Annotated in this window: 18 protein-coding genes, 5 pseudogenes and 1 riboswitch; of the genes and pseudogenes, 13 read left to right on the top strand and 10 right to left on the bottom strand. The window is 36.3% G+C overall.

Features of this window, described 5'->3' with window-relative positions:
* Positions 1-96 precede the first annotated feature (96 nt).
* From MHH87_RS07100 to MHH87_RS07085, 4 genes are all read right to left on the bottom strand, one after another.
* Positions 97-525 (bottom strand): OsmC family protein, encoded by a 429-nt coding sequence (locus MHH87_RS07100; protein WP_340748622.1) that lies wholly within the window; start codon positions 523-525, stop codon positions 97-99.
* 149 nt (positions 526-674) lie between these two features.
* Positions 675-1,421 (bottom strand): amino acid ABC transporter ATP-binding protein, encoded by a 747-nt coding sequence (locus MHH87_RS07095; protein WP_340748621.1) that lies wholly within the window; start codon positions 1,419-1,421, stop codon positions 675-677.
* Positions 1,422-1,434: 13 nt separating this feature from the next.
* Positions 1,435-2,076: an amino acid ABC transporter permease gene (locus MHH87_RS07090; protein WP_340748620.1), complete on the bottom strand. Its 642-nt coding sequence runs from the start codon at positions 2,074-2,076 to the stop codon at positions 1,435-1,437.
* Between the two features lie 9 nt (positions 2,077-2,085).
* The gene (locus MHH87_RS07085; protein WP_340748619.1) at positions 2,086-2,916 is read right to left on the bottom strand and encodes a substrate-binding periplasmic protein; all 831 of its coding nucleotides are present in this window, start codon (positions 2,914-2,916) and stop codon (positions 2,086-2,088) included.
* A gap of 670 nt (positions 2,917-3,586) precedes the next feature.
* On the opposite strand from MHH87_RS07085, the gene MHH87_RS07080 reads away from it, so the two are divergent.
* Positions 3,587-4,159 (top strand): copper resistance CopC family protein, encoded by a 573-nt coding sequence (locus MHH87_RS07080; protein WP_340748618.1) that lies wholly within the window; start codon positions 3,587-3,589, stop codon positions 4,157-4,159.
* 3 nt (positions 4,160-4,162) lie between these two features.
* On the top strand, positions 4,163-5,254 hold the full coding sequence (locus MHH87_RS07075) for a copper resistance D family protein (RefSeq protein ID WP_340748617.1): 1,092 nt from the start codon (positions 4,163-4,165) through the stop codon (positions 5,252-5,254).
* Positions 5,255-5,327: 73 nt separating this feature from the next.
* Here MHH87_RS07075 and MHH87_RS18875 read toward each other — a convergent pair.
* Positions 5,328-5,512, bottom strand: a pseudogene (locus MHH87_RS18875) (IS3 family transposase); the annotation flags it as partial.
* A gap of 23 nt (positions 5,513-5,535) precedes the next feature.
* On the opposite strand from MHH87_RS18875, the pseudogene MHH87_RS07070 reads away from it, so the two are divergent.
* Positions 5,536-6,181: pseudogene (locus tag MHH87_RS07070) on the top strand (transposase); the annotation flags it as partial.
* A gap of 293 nt (positions 6,182-6,474) precedes the next feature.
* Here MHH87_RS07070 and MHH87_RS07065 read toward each other — a convergent pair.
* Together MHH87_RS07065 and MHH87_RS07060 are read right to left on the bottom strand one after the other, a co-directional pair.
* A complete protein-coding gene (locus tag MHH87_RS07065) occupies positions 6,475-7,053 on the bottom strand; it encodes a redoxin domain-containing protein (protein ID WP_340748616.1) in 579 nt (192 codons plus the stop codon).
* A 197-nt stretch (positions 7,054-7,250) separates the two neighbouring features.
* A complete protein-coding gene (locus tag MHH87_RS07060; RefSeq protein ID WP_340748615.1) occupies positions 7,251-7,805 on the bottom strand; it encodes a nitrous oxide reductase accessory protein NosL in 555 nt (184 codons plus the stop codon).
* A gap of 57 nt (positions 7,806-7,862) precedes the next feature.
* Between MHH87_RS07060 and MHH87_RS07055 the strand changes: the two genes are divergently transcribed.
* The 3 genes from MHH87_RS07055 to tnpC all read left to right on the top strand — a co-directional run bounded on the left by MHH87_RS07055 (position 7,863) and on the right by tnpC (position 10,021).
* The gene (locus MHH87_RS07055; protein WP_340748614.1) at positions 7,863-8,057 is read left to right on the top strand and encodes a hypothetical protein; all 195 of its coding nucleotides are present in this window, start codon (positions 7,863-7,865) and stop codon (positions 8,055-8,057) included.
* Complete coding sequence (tnpB, locus tag MHH87_RS07050) at positions 8,054-8,407, top strand: IS66 family insertion sequence element accessory protein TnpB (protein ID WP_340748613.1); 354 nt, start codon at positions 8,054-8,056, stop codon at positions 8,405-8,407. The genes MHH87_RS07055 and tnpB overlap by 4 nt, the downstream gene beginning before the upstream one ends.
* 63 nt (positions 8,408-8,470) lie before the next feature.
* A complete protein-coding gene (gene tnpC / locus MHH87_RS07045; RefSeq protein WP_340748686.1) occupies positions 8,471-10,021 on the top strand; it encodes an IS66 family transposase in 1,551 nt (516 codons plus the stop codon).
* 19 nt (positions 10,022-10,040) lie between these two features.
* Here the strand turns inward: tnpC and MHH87_RS07040 are convergent, their stop codons facing one another.
* Positions 10,041-11,252 carry a hypothetical protein gene (locus MHH87_RS07040; protein ID WP_340748611.1) on the bottom strand — a complete coding sequence of 404 codons (1,212 nt, stop codon included), beginning with the start codon at positions 11,250-11,252 and terminating at the stop codon, positions 10,041-10,043.
* 44 nt (positions 11,253-11,296) lie between these two features.
* On the bottom strand, positions 11,297-11,785 hold the full coding sequence (locus MHH87_RS07035; RefSeq protein WP_340748610.1) for a nitrous oxide reductase accessory protein NosL: 489 nt from the start codon (positions 11,783-11,785) through the stop codon (positions 11,297-11,299).
* A 740-nt stretch (positions 11,786-12,525) separates the two neighbouring features.
* Positions 12,526-12,635, top strand: a riboswitch (TPP riboswitch).
* A gap of 75 nt (positions 12,636-12,710) precedes the next feature.
* Between MHH87_RS07035 and MHH87_RS07030 the strand changes: the two genes are divergently transcribed.
* From MHH87_RS07030 to MHH87_RS07010, 5 genes are read left to right on the top strand one after another with little or no spacing between them, the layout of a single operon-like run.
* Entirely contained in the window at positions 12,711-13,706 is a 996-nt protein-coding gene (locus tag MHH87_RS07030; RefSeq protein WP_340748609.1) for an ABC transporter substrate-binding protein, read from the top strand.
* Between the two features lie 11 nt (positions 13,707-13,717).
* Positions 13,718-14,008, top strand: a complete 291-nt coding sequence (locus MHH87_RS07025; RefSeq protein ID WP_340748608.1) for a thiamine-binding protein — start codon at positions 13,718-13,720, stop codon at positions 14,006-14,008.
* Complete coding sequence (locus tag MHH87_RS07020) at positions 14,008-14,775, top strand: ABC transporter permease (RefSeq protein ID WP_340748607.1); 768 nt, start codon at positions 14,008-14,010, stop codon at positions 14,773-14,775. The genes MHH87_RS07025 and MHH87_RS07020 overlap by 1 nt, the downstream gene beginning before the upstream one ends.
* Positions 14,772-15,512 (top strand): ABC transporter ATP-binding protein, encoded by a 741-nt coding sequence (locus MHH87_RS07015; RefSeq protein ID WP_340750920.1) that lies wholly within the window; start codon positions 14,772-14,774, stop codon positions 15,510-15,512. Before MHH87_RS07020 ends, MHH87_RS07015 begins: the two co-directional genes overlap by 4 nt.
* Positions 15,467-16,291: a TatD family hydrolase gene (locus MHH87_RS07010; RefSeq protein ID WP_340748606.1), complete on the top strand. Its 825-nt coding sequence runs from the start codon at positions 15,467-15,469 to the stop codon at positions 16,289-16,291. The genes MHH87_RS07015 and MHH87_RS07010 overlap by 46 nt, the downstream gene beginning before the upstream one ends.
* Before the next feature lie 445 nt (positions 16,292-16,736).
* Here the strand turns inward: MHH87_RS07010 and MHH87_RS07005 are convergent.
* Positions 16,737-17,225: pseudogene (locus MHH87_RS07005) on the bottom strand (ATP-binding protein); the annotation flags it as partial.
* A 77-nt stretch (positions 17,226-17,302) separates the two neighbouring features.
* Between MHH87_RS07005 and MHH87_RS07000 the strand changes: the two are divergent.
* Both MHH87_RS07000 and MHH87_RS18870 read left to right on the top strand, forming a co-directional pair.
* A pseudogene (locus MHH87_RS07000) lies at positions 17,303-18,461 on the top strand (IS3 family transposase).
* A gap of 159 nt (positions 18,462-18,620) precedes the next feature.
* A pseudogene (locus MHH87_RS18870) lies at positions 18,621-18,710 on the top strand (IS3 family transposase); the annotation flags it as partial.
* Between the last annotated feature and the right edge of the window lie 14 nt (positions 18,711-18,724).

The following is an 18,724-nucleotide window of genomic DNA, read 5'->3' as shown; positions in this document are numbered from 1 at the left end:
TTAATTTCAGATCAGTATATAAGTGTTATTTGTAATAAAACAGAAAAAACGATTGAACGAGCACCAAAATCTCTCACAATCGTTCTTATTTTTGCATTATATCTGCTCTGAGGATACTTCTTCACCATTTAAGATTAGCTTGTACGTTATGTCTGCTTTTAAGGATGCAGAGACTGCACAATATTTTTCTTCACCTAAATGAATGGCGCGCCATACTTTTTTCGGTGTGATGTTGCCGTCTACTGTGAATGTTAGTATGGCAGCTGTGAAGGCTGTTGGCATTTCTTCACGGCGTTCGCCGTCTACTGTAATTTCGATATTGTTGATGGTCTCTAAATGTGGTTTTAAGATCATTGTCACATCGATGCCGATACAGCCCGCTAATGCTGCTAATAACAGTTCAGTTGGCGTTGCGGCTTTCCCTTCTCCACCGTAGTTAGCTGTAGCATCCATTATTATCGGGTATCCAGTTGGACCGACAGCTTCAAAGGCACGGCCACCTTGCCATTTTGCTTTAATTTGCATATTGTTTACTTCCTTTCTCAAATCAATTAGGCTCCGCTACCCAATGTCCACATTTTGTCTCGAACTTAGGTCTGCAGGAAGCAGTTCAGTTTGCCATTGTCGCAATGATGCAACAAATTTAGGCTAACAATCTATTATCCACTACAAAGTTAAAACTCTGAAACTTGTCGTAGAAATTTCTGTGCCCTTTCTGTTTGTGGATGTTCGAAGAATGCAGTTGGGTCGGCATCTTCCACAATAACACCATCTGCCATAAATAAAATGCGACCGGCAACGTCTTTTGCGAACTTCATTTCATGAGTAACAATGACCATTGTCATGCCATCCTCTGCTAAATTTTTCATTACTTTTAATACTTCCCCTACTAACTCTGGGTCTAACGAAGAAGTAGGTTCATCGAATAACATCAATTTTGGTTCCATCGCAAGTGCCCTTGCAATGGCGACACGTTGTTGTTGACCACCTGATAGTTGAGATGGAAAAGCATCTTCTTTTGCGGCAAGTCCTACTTTTGCTAGTAAGTCAGATGCAACTTGATGTGCCGCTTCTTTTTTCAATCTTTTCACGACTACTAAAGCTTCCATCACATTTTCCACAACGGTTTTATGTGGATACAAATTAAATTGTTGGAATACCATGCCCGTTTCTTGACGAATAGCATGAATTTCTTTTTGTAGCACTTTTCTCGGCGCCGATGAATTGATTTCATGACCATTCACAGTAATTGTGCCACTCGTGATGGTTTCCAAACCGTTAATACACCTTAAAAATGTACTCTTCCCTGAACCACTCGGCCCGATGACTGCAACGACTTGATGTGCTGGTATCAATAATGAAATGCTCTTTAATACTTCGTTCTCTCCGAAGTTTTTTTGTAGTTGATTGATGTCTATCATACTTATTGCCCCCTTAGTAAACAGACAATCGTTTCTCAATTTTATGCAATACAATTGTGAAGACTGTGCTCATTACCCAGTACATCACAGCGATGGCTAAATAAAACGGCATATAGACGTAATATTGTGATATTAATAATTGCGCGGAACGCATTAATTCGGTTACGGCAATAACTGAAACGAGCGAGGTTTCTTTCAGCATGCCGACAAATGTATTCCCTAGTGGCGGGATCGCATAACGAATTGCTTGCGGAATCACAATACGACGCATCGCTTGTCTATCTGTCATCCCCGTTGCCCTTGCTGCTTCTGTTTGTCCTTTTGGAACGGATTGAATGGCACCGCGGAAAGCTTCCGAAACATAAGCCCCAATATTAATACTGAGTGCAATATAAGCCGCGGTTAAAGGCCCAAATTCGATGCCATAGTCCACTAAACCGTAGTAGACAATGACAATTTGAACAAGTGGCGGCGTTCCTCTAATAATGGATACATACACTCTTGCAATCGTACGTAGAACGCGATTGCCCTTAATTCGAGCAATCGCGGTAAGTAAGCCAATGATTAAACCGAAGAACATCGACACCACTGTAATTAGTAATGTATAATATGCCCCCTTAAATAAGAAAGGAAGATTTTCAATAACGATATTCATTAAAGAGACCTACTTTCTTATTTGCGCTGGTGGCGCCTCGTCAAACCATTTCACAAAGATTTCTTTATACGTACCATCTTGTTTCATTTCATTAAGTGCTGTATTTAATGCCTCTACAAGTTCTGTATTTCCTTTTTTCACTGCGACTGCTGCTTGATCTGCTTTAATCGCTTCACCAACAGCTTTTACAGCATAACCATTTTCCTCAATAATTGGTTTTAATGCATATACATTATTAACTGTTGCATCGATCCGACCCGCATCTAAGTCTTTTAATGTTGTTATCACATCATCATACGTATTAATTGTAAAATCACCGACTTCTGGCATTAATTCATTACGTAAATACGTTTCATCGTTTGTTCCAAGGCCAACCCCGATTGTTTTACCTTTAAAATCTTCAACCGTTTGAATATCTGTATTTGATTTGGGTACGATGACTTTTACTTCGTTTGTAATATAGGGTTCAGAAAAGTCAATTTGTACTTGTCGTTCTTTTGTAATCGTTACTTGGCTGACTAAAATGTCAAATTTATCTTTTTGTAAGCCAGGGATGAGTCCTGAAAAATCTTGCGCAACAAATTCTGCTTCAACGCCAATTCGTTCTGCGAGTTCTTTTGCAATGTCCACGTCAAAGCCATCATATTCTTTATTTTCATTTAAAAAATTATAAGGTGCATAGGTTCCCATAATACCAACTGTCATGACACCGTCTTGTTGAATTTGCTCAAGGGCGTTTAAATTACTCTCTTTTGTTTGTGTTGTTGTATTATTGCCACATGCGGCTAATACTAGTGATGATAAGACGGCAAGTGTTACGAACCATTTTACTATTTTCATGTTGTTTTTCCTCCTGTTGTAGACACCGAATTGCAAAAAATTCAAAGTGTACAGTTTCTTCAGTAATTAATTTTAGAGCAGCAAAATGTAGTGAAACATCTGAATTTAATGAGTAAGAAAAAATTTGGTCTTTTTATTCTATTATTGATGTTATTGTACCCGCAGTAATTGGGATTATTCTTGATGAAATAACCTTTTTATTCATGCACAAATGTACAGGGCATTCCAGTTTACCAAAAAGCTGAAATCAAATTATTATTAAACATGATGTCGTGATATTAGTTAAAAACCTGATTCACCTATATTTGCCTCGCCTTTTTTTAATCTAAATTTTCTATATTACGTTAGTACAAAATACGTTCAAAAAAATAGCGTTGACCCTTGTTGGATCAACGCAATCGTTAGTTTAATAAACTCTTCTCACAATTCCACTTTTTTATAGACGAATTTAGTCGGTTATTTTTTTCCATTCCATTATGATTAACTCATCTTTACTTGGTTATTTAGTAGACTTAAAAGGACTACTTTGATACAGTAGGTGCGTGACTATGAAATTTCTATTTTTTACAGAATACTTCATTTAAATTTCACATTTTTTTTATATAATCATTATTGAAAATAAATAGTACTATTTATTTTTCAAATAGTGAAAAGTTTAGGAGGACATATTTTGAAACATATTTTTTCTGCTGCAGCAGCAGCCTTACTAGCATTGTCTCTTTCAAATAGTGCATTTGCTCACTCACATTTAGGAGAATCCAATCCAGCAAATGGTGACGTTGTAACGGAACCATTAAATGAAATTGTTATTGAATTTGACGGTCAAATTGAACAAGGTAGTTTTATAGATGTAACAACGACATCGGGTCAAACTGTTGAACTACAAGAAATTATTATTGGTGAAGGTACATTAACAGGAACTGTTGCTGAGCCACTTCCAAATAACGAATATCAAGTTAATTGGAGTATTATTAGTGCAGATGGTCACCCATTAGATGGAGAATTCTCATTTACAGTAAATGCGCCAGATCCTGAAACAGTAGAAGAAGTAACAGAGGAACCTTCAGAAACAACGAAAGCGATTGAAGAAACAAACGGAAAAACTGAGCAATCGACAGAAATTAAAGAAGTAGTTTCAGCGGATGAAGAGGGAGAATCATCTTCCACGACAGTAATTCTAATCGTTCTTTTAGTTATCGTTGCAGTAAGTGGTTTCTTCTTCCTTACAAAAAGAAAGAAATAATTCATGGAAATATTAGTAATTATTAGTCAGGCGCTTTTATATTTATGCTTTTCGGTCTTAGTTGGAAGTTTTATTCTTCTACTTGTCCCAAGCAAATATCGTCCTGACATAAAAATTCCAAAGCGCATATTCCTTCTTAGTGCCATTACACTACCAGTTTTCGCATTTATTCCTGTTCTTGATATTACATTATATATTGCTCCACGCTTAGGTTTACTTGAAACGTTTAAAATTGTTTTAACAACCTATACAGTTGGGACTGCATGGGATTTTACCCTACTTGGCTCCGTTGTGTTAGTTCTATTAATTTCATTTGCGAGATCTACTGAACAGGGCATCTTTTCTTTTTTAGGGGCACTATTAACATTTGGACTAATTTTAACAGTTGCTTGGTCAAGCCATGCAGGTGCTCTTGATCCAATAATAGGAATTATAAGCGACTTTCTTCATTTAACAGCGATCAGCATTTGGGTAGGGATTCTACTTATTATTTCTTGGTGTTCGATTAATAAAAATAATTGGCTCAAATTTTTGAACTGGTTTTCGTTAGTTGCTATTTGCTGTTTAGCTGTTACGGCTCTTAGTGGCTTGTTTCTAATGGATGTAATGGTTGATGGGTATATCGGATCTTGGATGGTTTCGTATGGACAAGGATTATTAATAAAACATTTATTCCTACTGCCACTTATTTTTTATGCTTTAGTGAATAGTTTAATTGTTAAATATCGATTATCTAAAGATGCGTCATTCAATCCAATTCCATGGATTCGTGTGGAAGGCTTTATTTTATTGACAATTTTTACGATTACAGCTGCTTTTTCACAACACTCACCCCCTCATGGCAATTATTTAACGAATGATGCAGTGTCACCTTTATTTCGTCTATTTCACGCTGACATTATCAACTCTAGTAGTACAATTGGCTTTGTTGTGAACTTAGATACAGTACTGTTCTTTTTCCTATCCATCTTATTTATAGGATTAATTGTATTATCATTTTTCAAAAAAGCACCGATTATTGTATCTTTTCTGTTTAGTTGTCTATTTGTGACTAGTATCTACTTCATGTTAATGGTGACTGTGGTAATTCGCTAAAAAAAAGAGTGACTCAAAAAATTTGAACTGCACCCCATTTAACGGACAGTTTAATAAAAAGCGATTGGGCAGTCTAAGCTGTGAAGAGATGGTTCCGGTATTCTACTGGAGCCATCTTTTTAGATGCCATTGCTTGTGAGAAGGATTGTAATACTCCATATAATGATCCACCATTTGTTTTAATTCGAATAAGTTATTCACCGACTTGAAATAGACTTCATCTTTAAAGTGCCCAAAGAATGATTCCATCGGAGCGTGAACTGAACCCCGAATAGTAGACACTCATCGAACACTATAATGAAAAATTTCCAGAAACCTCTACGCTCATACGTGGTGATAGTGGTTTTGCGGTACCTGGCCTCTACGAATTATGTGAAAAAGAATCGGTGTACTTCATCATTCGTTTAAAAGTGAACGCCAAGTTATAGGCACTTGCGAAAGAACTTCACCCAACACATGAAATTAATGATGTTTCCATAACTGAAAGCTACGTCGAAGAATCGATTTATCGAGCTTCATCTTGGTCGAAGCCTAGCCGTATTATTTTCAGTCCATGCGCCCAGCAGGTGAACTGTTCTTTTCGCATGCTTTTTTGTGACAAATCTTGGTGAAACCTTTTCACCACAAGCCATTGTGCAGTCATACACACAGCGAGGCAAGATGAAAGGTCATGATTTTCTCGTCAATGAAGCTCGGATGATGTTGAATCTGCTTGCCAATAACTTCACGAACTGGCTACGCACACTCAGTTTCCCTAAAAACTAAAATGGGATTCAAATCCAAACGATACGAACACGCTTGATCAAAGTCGCAAGTAAGTTAGTAAAATCTGGTCCTTCACTGTATTTCAAAATATCCTCCAGTTTTGTCTATGAACACTTCTTTTGGGACGTACTGACCCGAGTGCAGCGGCTCACATTCAACTAAATCAAATTTTTTAAAATTGAACTTGCACCAGGGAGAAGTCTACCCAAAAATCGGTGTTTTCCCAAGACTCGTTTCAAACCTTCTCTCATTCGGCTATTTATCCTTCTAAATTGACTTTCACATTGTAAATCTACTATAGTTCTCAATAATTTAAATTCAGGTGAATAATTCAGGCTGATTTATCTCTTTTTCAATGAGTAGTGGTGTTTTGTAGTCAAAAGGATACAAAAACACATTATCCTCGTCAAATATAGTGTTTACTCAATAAGTTCTTTAGTACTGTTTAATTTTTATTATTCAGCCTTGTTAATTAATTCTTTCATCAATGCCTCATTCATTGGACCTTCAATGATGTCAACCATGTTTCCTTTTGTATCAATCATATAAGTCGTTGGCAGCGTAAGTACTTGATATGTATTACCTACAAACCCTTCTTCATCTAACAAAACTTCAAAAGTAAGTCCATGTTCTTTCACAAATTTAGCAACCGCTTCTTCTCCCTTATCCTTATTTGTTACGTTAACTGCTAAAATTTCAACACCTTGATTTTTATACTCTTCATAAACCTTTTGCATATGTGGCACTTCTTTTTTACAAGGTGGGCACCATGTTGCCCAAAAATTTAAAATCACCTTTTTACCTACATAATCCGACAAACGTACTGTTTCACCTTCAAACGTTTTCAACTCAAAATCTGGTGCTACATACTCTACTTGATATGTCGTATCCTCTTTTTCATTAGTAGATGCTGTTTCGTTTTTTTTAGCTGTTTGTGCTGTTTTCACTGTTTCTTTCTCGTTACCGAGAACATTCATCGCAACTATCGTTATTAAACCCATGATAATAATGATGGAAATCAAATTTTTAACCACGAATGTAATACCTCCAAATTTGTATATTAATAAGGTAAAAATCCTAAAAAGGCGGTAATCATAAAACAGAATATTTCAACTAATGACACAAAGCGAAAACTCCTATCGTGACTTGTCTCTACAACAATTACGATACATGAGTTTTCGCTTTTCTATTAGTCTAAAATAATAAATATTCAAATTTTTGTTATTTAAAATTACTGTACTGCTTTATCGACCTCGTATTGATAATTCATACCCTTATTATTCGTTTTCGCATATTGAATGATGTTTCCTAATTTTTCAGCTACTACTTTTTCTTTACTCACAGCTAGATAGTTTGCTGCACTTGATAAATCTGTGAAATGGAAAAGTTTCCACCCCATGATTCCTTTGGCAGTTTCACGATTATTGAATTTCACAGTTACTGCATTTTCAACTGCAATCCAGTTATTTAAGCGTGGTGCTGTTGCACTATAATCACGAACAAATTTATTAGTATATGCTACACCATTTGCCTGCTCTTGATGATACATACATCCAATTCTACAAAAATAATGTGTATTTTCTTCTTGGTCAAGCGCTTTGGCAGAATACACTTTATTTGGGTCAGTGTTATGAAGATCCATACGACAAACTTCACAATGTACACCCGTTTGTGTTACTTCTGTAAATTCAGATATTCCATCAATAGTAATTGTTTTTACTGCTTTATTCCCCAATTTGTCCTCAGCATACACGGTATAAAGTAAGCCCGTAATCAAATAACGCATATATATGACAGGCACCTCCCGGTACGATAGATATATCAAATAAGGGAGGTGTTTTCTATGCCAACAACTAAACTAACAATTGTCCCCGTGTCGCTAGACCCTATCATTGACGAATCTTCATTTACAAATTCACCGCAATCTCCTTCTGATCCAAGCTGCGTAATTAAAACAGCTACCGCAGTAATCTCTTTCTTCAATGGCGTAGATGAGCACATCATCCAAACGATCGTGAAGGAGCTGAATAATCAATGAAGCATGATTTTACGAGCGTGCAGAACATCTACATTATTTGCGGTAAGACCGATATGCGTAAAGGTATTGACGGTCTCGCAACACTCATTCAGGATTCTTTTAAACTTGATCCATATAGTGATTCCATCTTCTTATTTTCTGGAACGAGTAAAGACCGTTATAAATGTTTGTATTTTGATGGAGATGGCTTCGCCATGCTTTATAAACGATTAGATAATGGCAAACTGCAATGGCCAAAAGATGAAAAGGAAGTACGTAACCTTTCACAAAAGGAACTTCGCTGGCTGTTAGAAGGTTTATCGCTTCAGCAGCCAAAAGCGATTGCGAAATCTGCAAAAGGTGTCTTTTAAACCCACCTATTAAGGTGGTATAATCATCCATAACTTATACTGAACGGAAATGTGGTGAATGATTTGACGAACGTTTCTCCTAAGCAAGAAAATCAAAATGAACGATTAATTCGAATGCTTGAGCAACAATTAGCTCAGTCAAATCGACAAATCGAAGCGTTGACTGAACAAGTTCGCCAATTAACCAAGGCTTTATACGGTTCAAAATCGGAAAAATCAAAGTATAAAGCACCAGACGGACAAGGTTCTTTATTCGAAGACGATCCGTCTTTTAGCGATTCTGAGCAGACAGAAGAACAAAGCACGGCAATGATTACGTATACCGTTGTCCGTAAATTACATAAGAAAAAACGGAATGATTCTTTTCGTGACGGGATTGAAATAGAAGAAATTCACCATCATCCTGAAAACACGCAATGTGACTGTTGCCTTGGTCAAATGACCGAAGCTGGTACGACCATTGCGCGTGAGGAAGCAAAATTCATTCCGGCTACAATGAAGCGTGTTCAACATATTGAACACGCTTATGAGTGTAGGCATTGTAAAAAAGATACTACTCAAAAAGCGCAGATGAAACGTGGAAAAGCACCGCAAGCTGCCATTCAACGTAGCATTGCAGGACCTACTGTTTTAGCAAAACTCATCTACGATAAGTTCATCCAGTACTTACCTCTTTACCGCCAGGTGAAGGAGTGGGACCGATTTGGTCTGCTTACCAATGACAAAAACTTATCGAATTGGGTCATTCGTGCAGCAGAAGATTGGCTTCTACCGGTTTATGAGCAGATGAAGCAGACATTAACAGCAAAATCTGTTCTGCATGTGGACGAAACGTATGCGCAAATTATTAAACGATCAGATGGTAAATCAGGTCAATCGAATGCCTACAATTGGGTGTTCCGAAGCGTGCCAAGCCAAGGACCAATCATCGTTCTTTTCCAAAGTGCTTTATCGAGAAGTCGTTCTGTATTAGAAAACTTTACAGCTGGCTTTAAAGGAACCGTGATTTGTGATGGATATTCTGCATACGGCAATCTACCTGATGTCACGTTCGCCAACTGTTGGGCGCATGTACGACGTTATTGGCTGAAAGCTGATAGCAGAAACGGTCAAATTGGTGTGGATTACTGTGACCAACTGTATCACTTAGAACGTCAATTTAAGCATCTTTCACCAGGTAAACGACGAAAAGCACGGCAAAAACATTCGAAACCGATTGTAGAAAAGTTTCTAAAATGGGTAGATGAATCCCCTTTCTTCGGAAAAAATGCCTTGGCAAAAGCTGCCGAATATACATTAAATCGTGTACATGGGTTAAAAGCTTTTCTGCTCGATGGTCGCATTGAAATCGATAATAATCCAGCTGAAAATGCGATTCGCCCTAATGTGATCGGCCGAAAGAACTGGCTTTTCTCTGTTAGTGAAGCTGGTGCTAAAGCGAATGCGATCTGCTTAAGTTTGGCTGAAACAGCAAAAGCAAATGGTATCGACTTCTATCAATACCTAGTAACGTTAATGACAGAGCTGCCGAATTTACCGATCCATCAGCAACCCCAAATTTTAATTAACTACATGCCTTGGTCAAAAAATATCCAAGCCACATGTGCTAAATAGCCATCTATCCGAAAAAATTTCAGATAGATGGCCATTCGTCGTGCGTACCGAAAAGGTGCGCTTTTTTATATTTCGGGCTTACGGTATAAACACCATTTTTTAGTGTGATAATTTTATCTTTTTGATTCGCATTTTGTAATGGTGCTATTCTAGAACCTTTATCAACGAAGTATTCTACACCTTTATTTCCATATGCCCATTTTTGATCTTGAATCCCATTATCATCATTAGTTGAAACTTGTATTTTTTTACTGACTGCTGTTGCATCACTTTCAGGTATTGAAAGGGTTTTTGCTGGTGCAGTTTTATCGATATTTGAAATTGTGATTGTTTGAATGCTCGTATTTCCAGCATCGTCTTCGGCGTATACTGTGTATGTTCCATTAGTTGAAACTTCGAACGTATTGCCCGTAAATGTTGTACCATTCTTTATGAAATACATAGCTGTTTGGTTATCACTTGCCCATTTTTTTGATACTACCTTCACATTTTCATTTGAAGCAGTTACTACTACATTTTCATTTGAAGCATCCGTTGTACTTGGACTTAATGAAATAGTTGGGTTTATTTTATCAATATTAGAGATTTTTATTAACTTTGTACTTTTGTTGCCATTATCGTCTAAAGCATAAACTGTATATGTTCCATTTTCACTTACTGTAAATGAATTATTTGTGAATGTTGTGTCTGCAGATGAAAACTTAATTGTTGGTTTAGTACCAATTGCCCATTTTTTTAAGGTCACTTTCTTATTATCTGTAACAGCTACATTCACTGTGACATCTTTATTCGTTGGCTTTGTTGTACCCGCTGTTAATACAATACTTGGTGCTTCCTTATTATATTTTGCCTGGGCACTAGTTTTAATTGTATTTAATTTAACCTTTTTTAATGTAACGTTTTTTTTCGTTTTATAAGCTTTAATATATTTATCTGCAGCTGCTGCTTCTGAGAAATAAATATTTTTTGAAGCATTAATTTTAACAATCGTTACTGAATCTAACGCAACCCATTTTTTTGTACTATAATCCCGAACTTTTTTTGTGAGTGTAACCCCTTCATTTAATTCATCATATAACAATGAAAATACATCCTTATAATAAACTACTTCTCCATTTTTAATAGCTTGCACATCTGTAGTTGCTGCAAATACACTTGAATTTTGATTACCATTTAAAAATGCTACTAAAATTACACATATAAACAATACAAACCCTATATATTTTTTCATATTCTTTATTTTCCTTTCTGAATTTATTGTGTTTTTAAATATACTTATTGATATTTCTGAACACTCTCATTTTGAACAGTTTGAAACCGGACAATTTCTGTACCTGAATGTTTGGCAATATAATTCTTCGCATCTGCTGCTTTAGCAAAATATATATAACCATCGTCCATTGGTGAAGCTAGCGATGTTTTAACATAAGTGGCCTTTTCAGCTTGAACCCACTTTAATGTTTTGTAATCACGAACATACTTTTTATTTTTTGTTTTATGTTTTACTTCATCGTATAAAAGACAACCGATGTCATCGTAATAAACAACCTTTCCGTTCTTTTTAATTGCCTGCGCTGAAAAAACACCCATTTTATCTTTTTTTTGGTACACAACCATATTGCAAAATGCGCAATTTGTTTTATTTGGTACATCTTTTTCTAAACTAGATTCAGCTGCCTCAGCATTTATTTTGTGCTTGTTGTCTATTAAATCTACTGAGATGATACTTAACAATATTAGTCCTAATACGAATAGTTTTTTCAATGTTTGCAATCTCCTTTCACTCCCAATAATACAAAACAGATGTGAAATAAGATGAAAGTAACTGTAAAATAATATAAAAATATTACAAAAATGGCATTTAATATGATTAGTTATTAAATATTAACTACTTCCGACTAAAAGAAAAGCAAAAACTCCTAACGTGATTGTTGTATATACAATCACGTTAGGAGTTTTCGCTTTGTTTTATCAGTCTATTAAATTTATTTTACAATTGCCTTTTTAAAATTTTTCATCAGAAAAGGAAACGAATATATTTCCAGTGGGAGTCATACAAGAATATAAACTTCCTTCACAATAGTGAACGGTGGTTTCACGCATATGCAATGGAACAACTTGTAATAGAAAAGACACAAGCTATTAGTGTGGGGAATATGAGTCAAAAACCGCACCTATTTATGGTAAGGTTCAGCGCGACTAATCAAAATGAGGTTTTTTTACTATTTTTTAACAATATTAAGATTCCTTAAAATCTTAAACTAACCGTTTAAATATCCGTAACTAGAAAGTTTCTATGACACTATTTATTCAATACTAGTGATTAATTATTTTCTCTTTAATTATCTATTATCAAATCTCACTTTAATCTATAATGACTTGCCCATGCTTTACCTTCTAAAATAATCATTTCTTCTTTTCACCCGCTCCTACCAAATTCCCATATTTTTCACTAGTCAAAATAAAGGATTCTGTTATAATGAGTTTGGAATATAATTTAATAGCTAGAATTGTAGGGGGACCGGTGTTGCCGGTTGAGATTACATCCTTAAGATGTTGACTCTTAGAACCTGATCTGGTTGATACCAGCGGAGGGAACATATTCTTGAACAATTAATTTTGTTTGCTTATATGTGCCCTAGGTTCTCTCCTAGGGTGCTTTTTTATTATGTAAATAGGAGGAATAGAAATGAAAAAGTGGTTAATCGTATTATGTTCATTATTTATAATTGCAGGTTGTAGCAATCCGAAATCAGAATCAGAAACGAAAAAGAAAGACACACACTCTCTTAAAAAGGTATCTGTCGTACTTGATTGGACACCAAATACGAATCATACCGGTTTATATGTAGCCAAAGAAAAAGGCTATTTTAAAGACGAAGGATTAGATGTGAACATCATTATGCCAGGTGATGCTGGAGCAGACCAGCTTGTGGCTTCAGGCAAATCAGAGTTTGGCGTTAGCTATCAAGAATCAATCACACAAGCACGCATACAAGACGTTCCTCTTGTTTCCATAGCAGCCATCATTCAACATAATACATCTGGTTTTGCCTCACCAGTTGCGAAGAACATTGTTACACCAAAAGACTTTGTAGGTAAAACATATGGGGGCTGGGGCTCACCAGTTGAAAAATCTGTTATTTCTTCCTTGATGCAAAAAGAAAATGCTGATGTAAATAAAGTCTCGTTTGTTAATATGGGAGATACTGATTTCTTTACAGCTGTGAAACGAGACATCGATTTCGCATGGATTTATTATGGCTGGACTGGTGTAGAGGCAGAGCTGCGTGGAGAAAAGCTCAATATGGTATATTTAACAGACTACTCTGATAAACTTGATTATTACACGCCAGTTCTCGCAACTAATGAAAACATGATTAAAGAAAACCCAGATACAGTAAAAGCTTTTGTAAAAGCTGTTTCCAAAGGGTATGAGTTTGCTATTAAACATCCATCCGATGCTGCCGACATTTTAATTAAAGAAGTGCCTGAATTGGATCCAAAGCTTGTTAAAAAAAGTCAAGAATGGCTAGCCTCTAAATATCAAGATGATGCACCAAGATGGGGCGAGCAAAAACAAATAGTATGGGAAAATTATGCTTCGTGGATGTTTGACAATGGGCTGCTTGAGAAAGAGCTTGATGCCAAAAAAGCATTTACAAATGAATTTTTACCACAATAAGGGGATATGAAATGACAAATTCACTGATCAGTATTCAAATCATACCAAAAACAAAAAATGGCGAAAGTGTAATTCCGTATGTAGATGAAGCAATCCGAGTGATACAAGAGTCCGGGGTAAAATTTGAGGTACATCCTCTCGAAACAACAATGGAAGGCGATTTACAGCAATTACTTCAGGTTATCACGAAAATGAACGATCGTATGATTGAGATGGGAAGCCGTAACGTTATCTCCCAAATAAAAGTATTGTACCAGCCATCAGGCATCTTAATGGATCAGCTTACGGAGAAATATAGATAATGATGAAGATCGTATCGAAAGGGTGGAGACCATTACTGGTTCTCCTCCTTTTATTCATTGTATGGGAAACGATTGTGATTAAATTTAGTATTCCTAATTGGCTTTTACCCTCTCCGACAAAAATATTTTATGAAGGTTTCGATGGTTGGTCCAACTTTTACCCACATTTATTATCAACCGTCAAACTATCCTTACTCGGATTTGCACTAGGTTTACTTATCGGTTTACTTACAGCTATTTTATTGCACTTGCTCCCTTTCATTCGGGAATCGATTTATCCGTTGTTAATCATATCACAAAACATTCCAATTATTGTCTTGGCTCCTCTTTTGGTGATTTGGTTTGGCTTTGGATTATTACCAAAAATGATCGTCATCACGCTCGTTTGCTTTTTTCCAATCACTGTTGCCGCATTAGATGGATTTAAGCAAACTTCCAATGAATTAAAGCATTACATGATTATGGCAGGTGCGTCGAATAAGCAATTATTTTGGAAGTTGGAGCTTCCCTATGCCCTTCCTTCACTATTTTCAGGTTTGAAGATATCCGCTACCTACAGTGTCATGGGGGCAGTTATTTCTGAATGGCTTGGAGCGAAGAATGGTATCGGTGTTTATATGACCCTCGCCTCCTCATCCTTTCGAACAGATAGAGTATTTGTGGCCATATTTGCTATTGTGACATTAAGTTTATTATTTTTTTCTATAATCGTTCTTATTGAGCGAAGGTTCGTTCGGTGGCAGTTGAAAGGGGCGAAATTGAAGTGAGTCATCTTACGGTTTCAAATATTTCTAAGCAATTTGACAAGAATGAAGTTATCAAAAATCTCGCATTCACAGTTGAAAAGAATGAGTTTGTTTCGATTCTTGGGCCATCAGGTAGTGGGAAAAGTACTATTTTTAGTCTTATCGGAGGAATCCTCTCACCAGATAAAGGAACCATCCACTTAGATCATCAAGTCATTAACGGAAAACGGGGGTTTATTAGCTATATGCCACAAACCCCTTCTCTCCTTCCTTGGAGAACGATTCTTGAAAATGTATTGCTAGGGCAAGAACTGCAAGGAAAAAAAGAAAAAGAAGCAGCATTAGAAATGATCGATATCGCTGGATTAACGGGTTATGAAAATGCGTATCCTCATGAATTATCAGGTGGTATGAAACAAAGGGCTTCCTTTATTCGAGCATTATTAAGTCCACAATCCATCATTTGCTTGGACGAACCTTTTTCCGCCTTAGATGAATTAACACGGCTTGATATGCAAAAATGGCTTTTATCGATTTGGGAAGAACATCGAAGAACCATCCTTTTTGTGACACATAATATTGAAGAAGCATTATTTCTATCCGACCGAATTATTGTTTTATCCAATAAACCTTCTCAAGTGGCAGCAGAATTTCACGTTTCTTTTCCACGTCCAAGAGAGGAAAGTCTATTTCTAGAAGACGAGTTCTTAGAATGGAAAAGGAAAATTTACTATTCTCTCAAAAAAACAGGAGAGTGATTAAGTTGCTAAAAATGATTGATGCACATATTCACTTAGATCATTATAACGATCAAGAAATAAAGGATATCATTGAAAGGGACTCATCTTTAGAAGCACTAATATCTGTTTCTTTTGATTTAGACTCAAGTAAAAAAAATAAGGATCTTGCCAAAGTATACTCAAAGGTTAAGCCCGCTTTCGGCTATCATCCTGAGCAAACGCCCCCTACGGAGAAGCAAGTGGATGAACTTTTCAGTTGGATAAAGAGCAATCAAAATGACATGGTTGCAGTTGGTGAAGTAGGGCTTCCGTATTATTTAAGAAAAGAACAAAAACTAACGACTTTTCAACGTAGCCAGTACATTGAACTATTAGAAGCATTTATTAAACTAAGTAAGGAATTAGAAAAACCTATCGTCCTTCATGCTGTTTATGAAGATGCACCCATCGTTTGTGACCTTTTGGAGAGATACTCCGTTCCAAAAGCCCATTTTCATTGGTTCAAAGGTGATTCCAAAACGATCCTGCGAATGGCTGTAAACGGGTACTACATTTCTGTCACGCCCGATGTTTTGTATGAGGAGGAAATTCAACAGCTCGTTCAATCCTATCCACTTCAGCAAATCATGGTCGAAACAGATGGTCCATGGCCGTTTGAAGGGCCTTTTACCGAAAAGATGACTCATCCCTCCATGATAAAAGAGTCTATTAAAACGATATCCGAAATAAAAAAGCTTTCAATTGATGAAGTTTATTATCACGTATTTTATAATACTAAATCATTCTTTTCTATTTAATGGAGCTATATCAAAAATTAAGAGAGAGTAATAAAACCTGTCCTAGACTTTCAGAGATATTGAAGAAAAATAATAATGTATCTACTTTTCCTTTCAATAAGATATTTACTTTCCATATCACGATTTCTCTGATATTCACTATCTTATAAGTTTATTTGGCGATTCGTTTGTGTCAGGGGCTATGATAAGTGAAAAAATATGCTTTTCTACTGAGTAGATAAAGCAAATTCTTCTTAACCTTCACTCCAGAAAAATAACCCTCGTAAGTATTGTTTGAGTATTGCGGAGCGTTTAAGCCAGCAGTGCGGAACATTATACCACCGAGTGCGGATGTTTGAGCCACCTGTTGCGGACAATTGAGCCACTTATAGTGAAAGAGAAAGGAAAACAATCGTTGATTATTCAGGCGATCGTTTTCCTTTTCTTATTTAAGGCTAATTAGCTTCTAGCGTTTAATCGGTGTTAGGCCGTGGCGCTCACGCATTGATACTTGTCCATCAATTAAAATATGGTAGGAGTCATGGACAATGCGGTCTAGAATGGCATCGGCTATTTGGGCTTGGCCAAGTTTGGCATGCCAGCATTCTGGCGCAAATTGAGAACAGAAAATAGTTGATGCTCGTTTTAAGCGGGCTTCTACGATTTCAAAAACACTTAATACGTTTTCTTCTGAAAGGTCTGTAAGAAGCCATTCGTCGAGAATTAATAAATCGATTTTCTTATAATTTTGGATGATTTTTCGGTAGCTGCCGTCTGCTTCGTATTTTGCTACGGCTAGTTCATCTAATAATTCTGGTAGGCGAATGTATTTTACTTTGTAAAATTGACGATAGGCATATACACCTAACGCATTCGCGATATACGTTTTTCCATTGCCTGAAGCGCCCATTAAGATGATGTTGTGGTGGTTTTGAATGTAGTTACCTGTGGCTAATGGATAGGCTACACTTTGTTAAACAGTTCTTATAAGGGCTAGTACACTAAAAAGACTACCCAAAGGAGAATGTCAAAATGAGAAGAGAACGTAAAACCTATACAGCTGAATTTAAGTTACAAATGGTCAAGCTTTATGAAAAAAGTAAGTCTCGTGCAGACATATCTAGAGAATACGAAATTACACCTTCTGCGTTAGATCGCTGGATTAAAAATCATCAAAATACAGGCTCATTTACTGTGGAAGATAATCGAACGAAAGAAGAAAAAGAATTACTGCAACTCCGTAAAGAAGTTCAACGTTTACGCATGGAGAATGACATTTTAAAGCAAGCAGCGTAGGTCTCGGGACGAAAGTAGATGTGATTCGTACCAATACTCACAAATACTCGGTATCAGCAAATCTTTTCTTTGATGAAAGCAAAGCGACAGTCACAATGTGCGATGTCCTACAAATTCCTCGAAGTTCCTATTATTATCAAGTCAAAAAGTGTGAAGATGATGCAAGATAAGCAGAAGAAGCTGAGTTACAGCAGGCGATTTATGTCATTTTCAAACAAAGTCGTGATCATTACGGTAAGCGTAAAATAAAAGAAGAGCTGGCGAAACAAGAAAAATTCATTTCAAGACGTCGTATCAGTCGCATTATGAAACAACTATGAATTTCATCTAATTACACAGTGGCCTACTACAAACCTCAGAAAAAACGTAGTAATGAAGCCATTGTCGCCAATGTTTTAAACCGTGAATTTCAACAAGAAAAAGAATTATCTGTTTTAGTCAGTGATTTAACATACGTCCGTGTCGGAAAAAAATGGCACTATGTATGCTTATTTATGGATCTTTTCAACCGAGAACTAGTTGGAGCAAGTTCTGGGCCAAACAAAGACGCAGCGCTTGTTTATAAAGCATTGAGCAGTATTAAAGGTAACTTAACCAACGTACAATTATTTCACACAGATCGTGGTTCCGAATTTGATAATCAATTAATGGCAGAAGTAACCGAGGCATTCGGCATTCAACGTTCCCTAAGTGCAAAGGGATGTCCCTATGATAGACATGAGCAGAAGCCACATTTAAGAGTTTTAAAATCGAATTTGTGTACCAACGCACTTTCCTTTCCCTAGAACAGCTGGATCTTGAACTTTGGGATTATGTGAACTGGTTCAATAACATTCGAATTCATCAAACACTGGGCTATCTAACGCCAGTTGAGTTTAAGCAGCAGTCCTTATAAAAGCTGTCCAGTTTAGTGTTGACATTCCAAGTGATTGGTTGATAACTCTCAGCACACTTCTAGATAGCTATTTTATAATTTCACTACAATTCTAATGTACTTCGAAATAATCCCTAATTTAAAACAGAATTCTTCAACTGAGCACACCTCACTTCTCATGAAAAGCTCACTCTTGAATTGGATGACTATATTAATTGGTTCAACAACATTCTAAATCATGGAACATTAGGCTATTTAGCGCATATGTAATTTAAACAGCAACC

Origin of the sequence: Solibacillus sp. FSL H8-0538, from assembly GCF_038003525.1 — a bacterium.
Taxonomy (GTDB): Bacteria; Bacillota; Bacilli; order Bacillales_A; family Planococcaceae; genus JBBOPI01.
The sequence above is the reverse complement of the archived record's forward strand: the minus strand, read 5'-3'. Positions and strand labels throughout refer to the sequence as shown.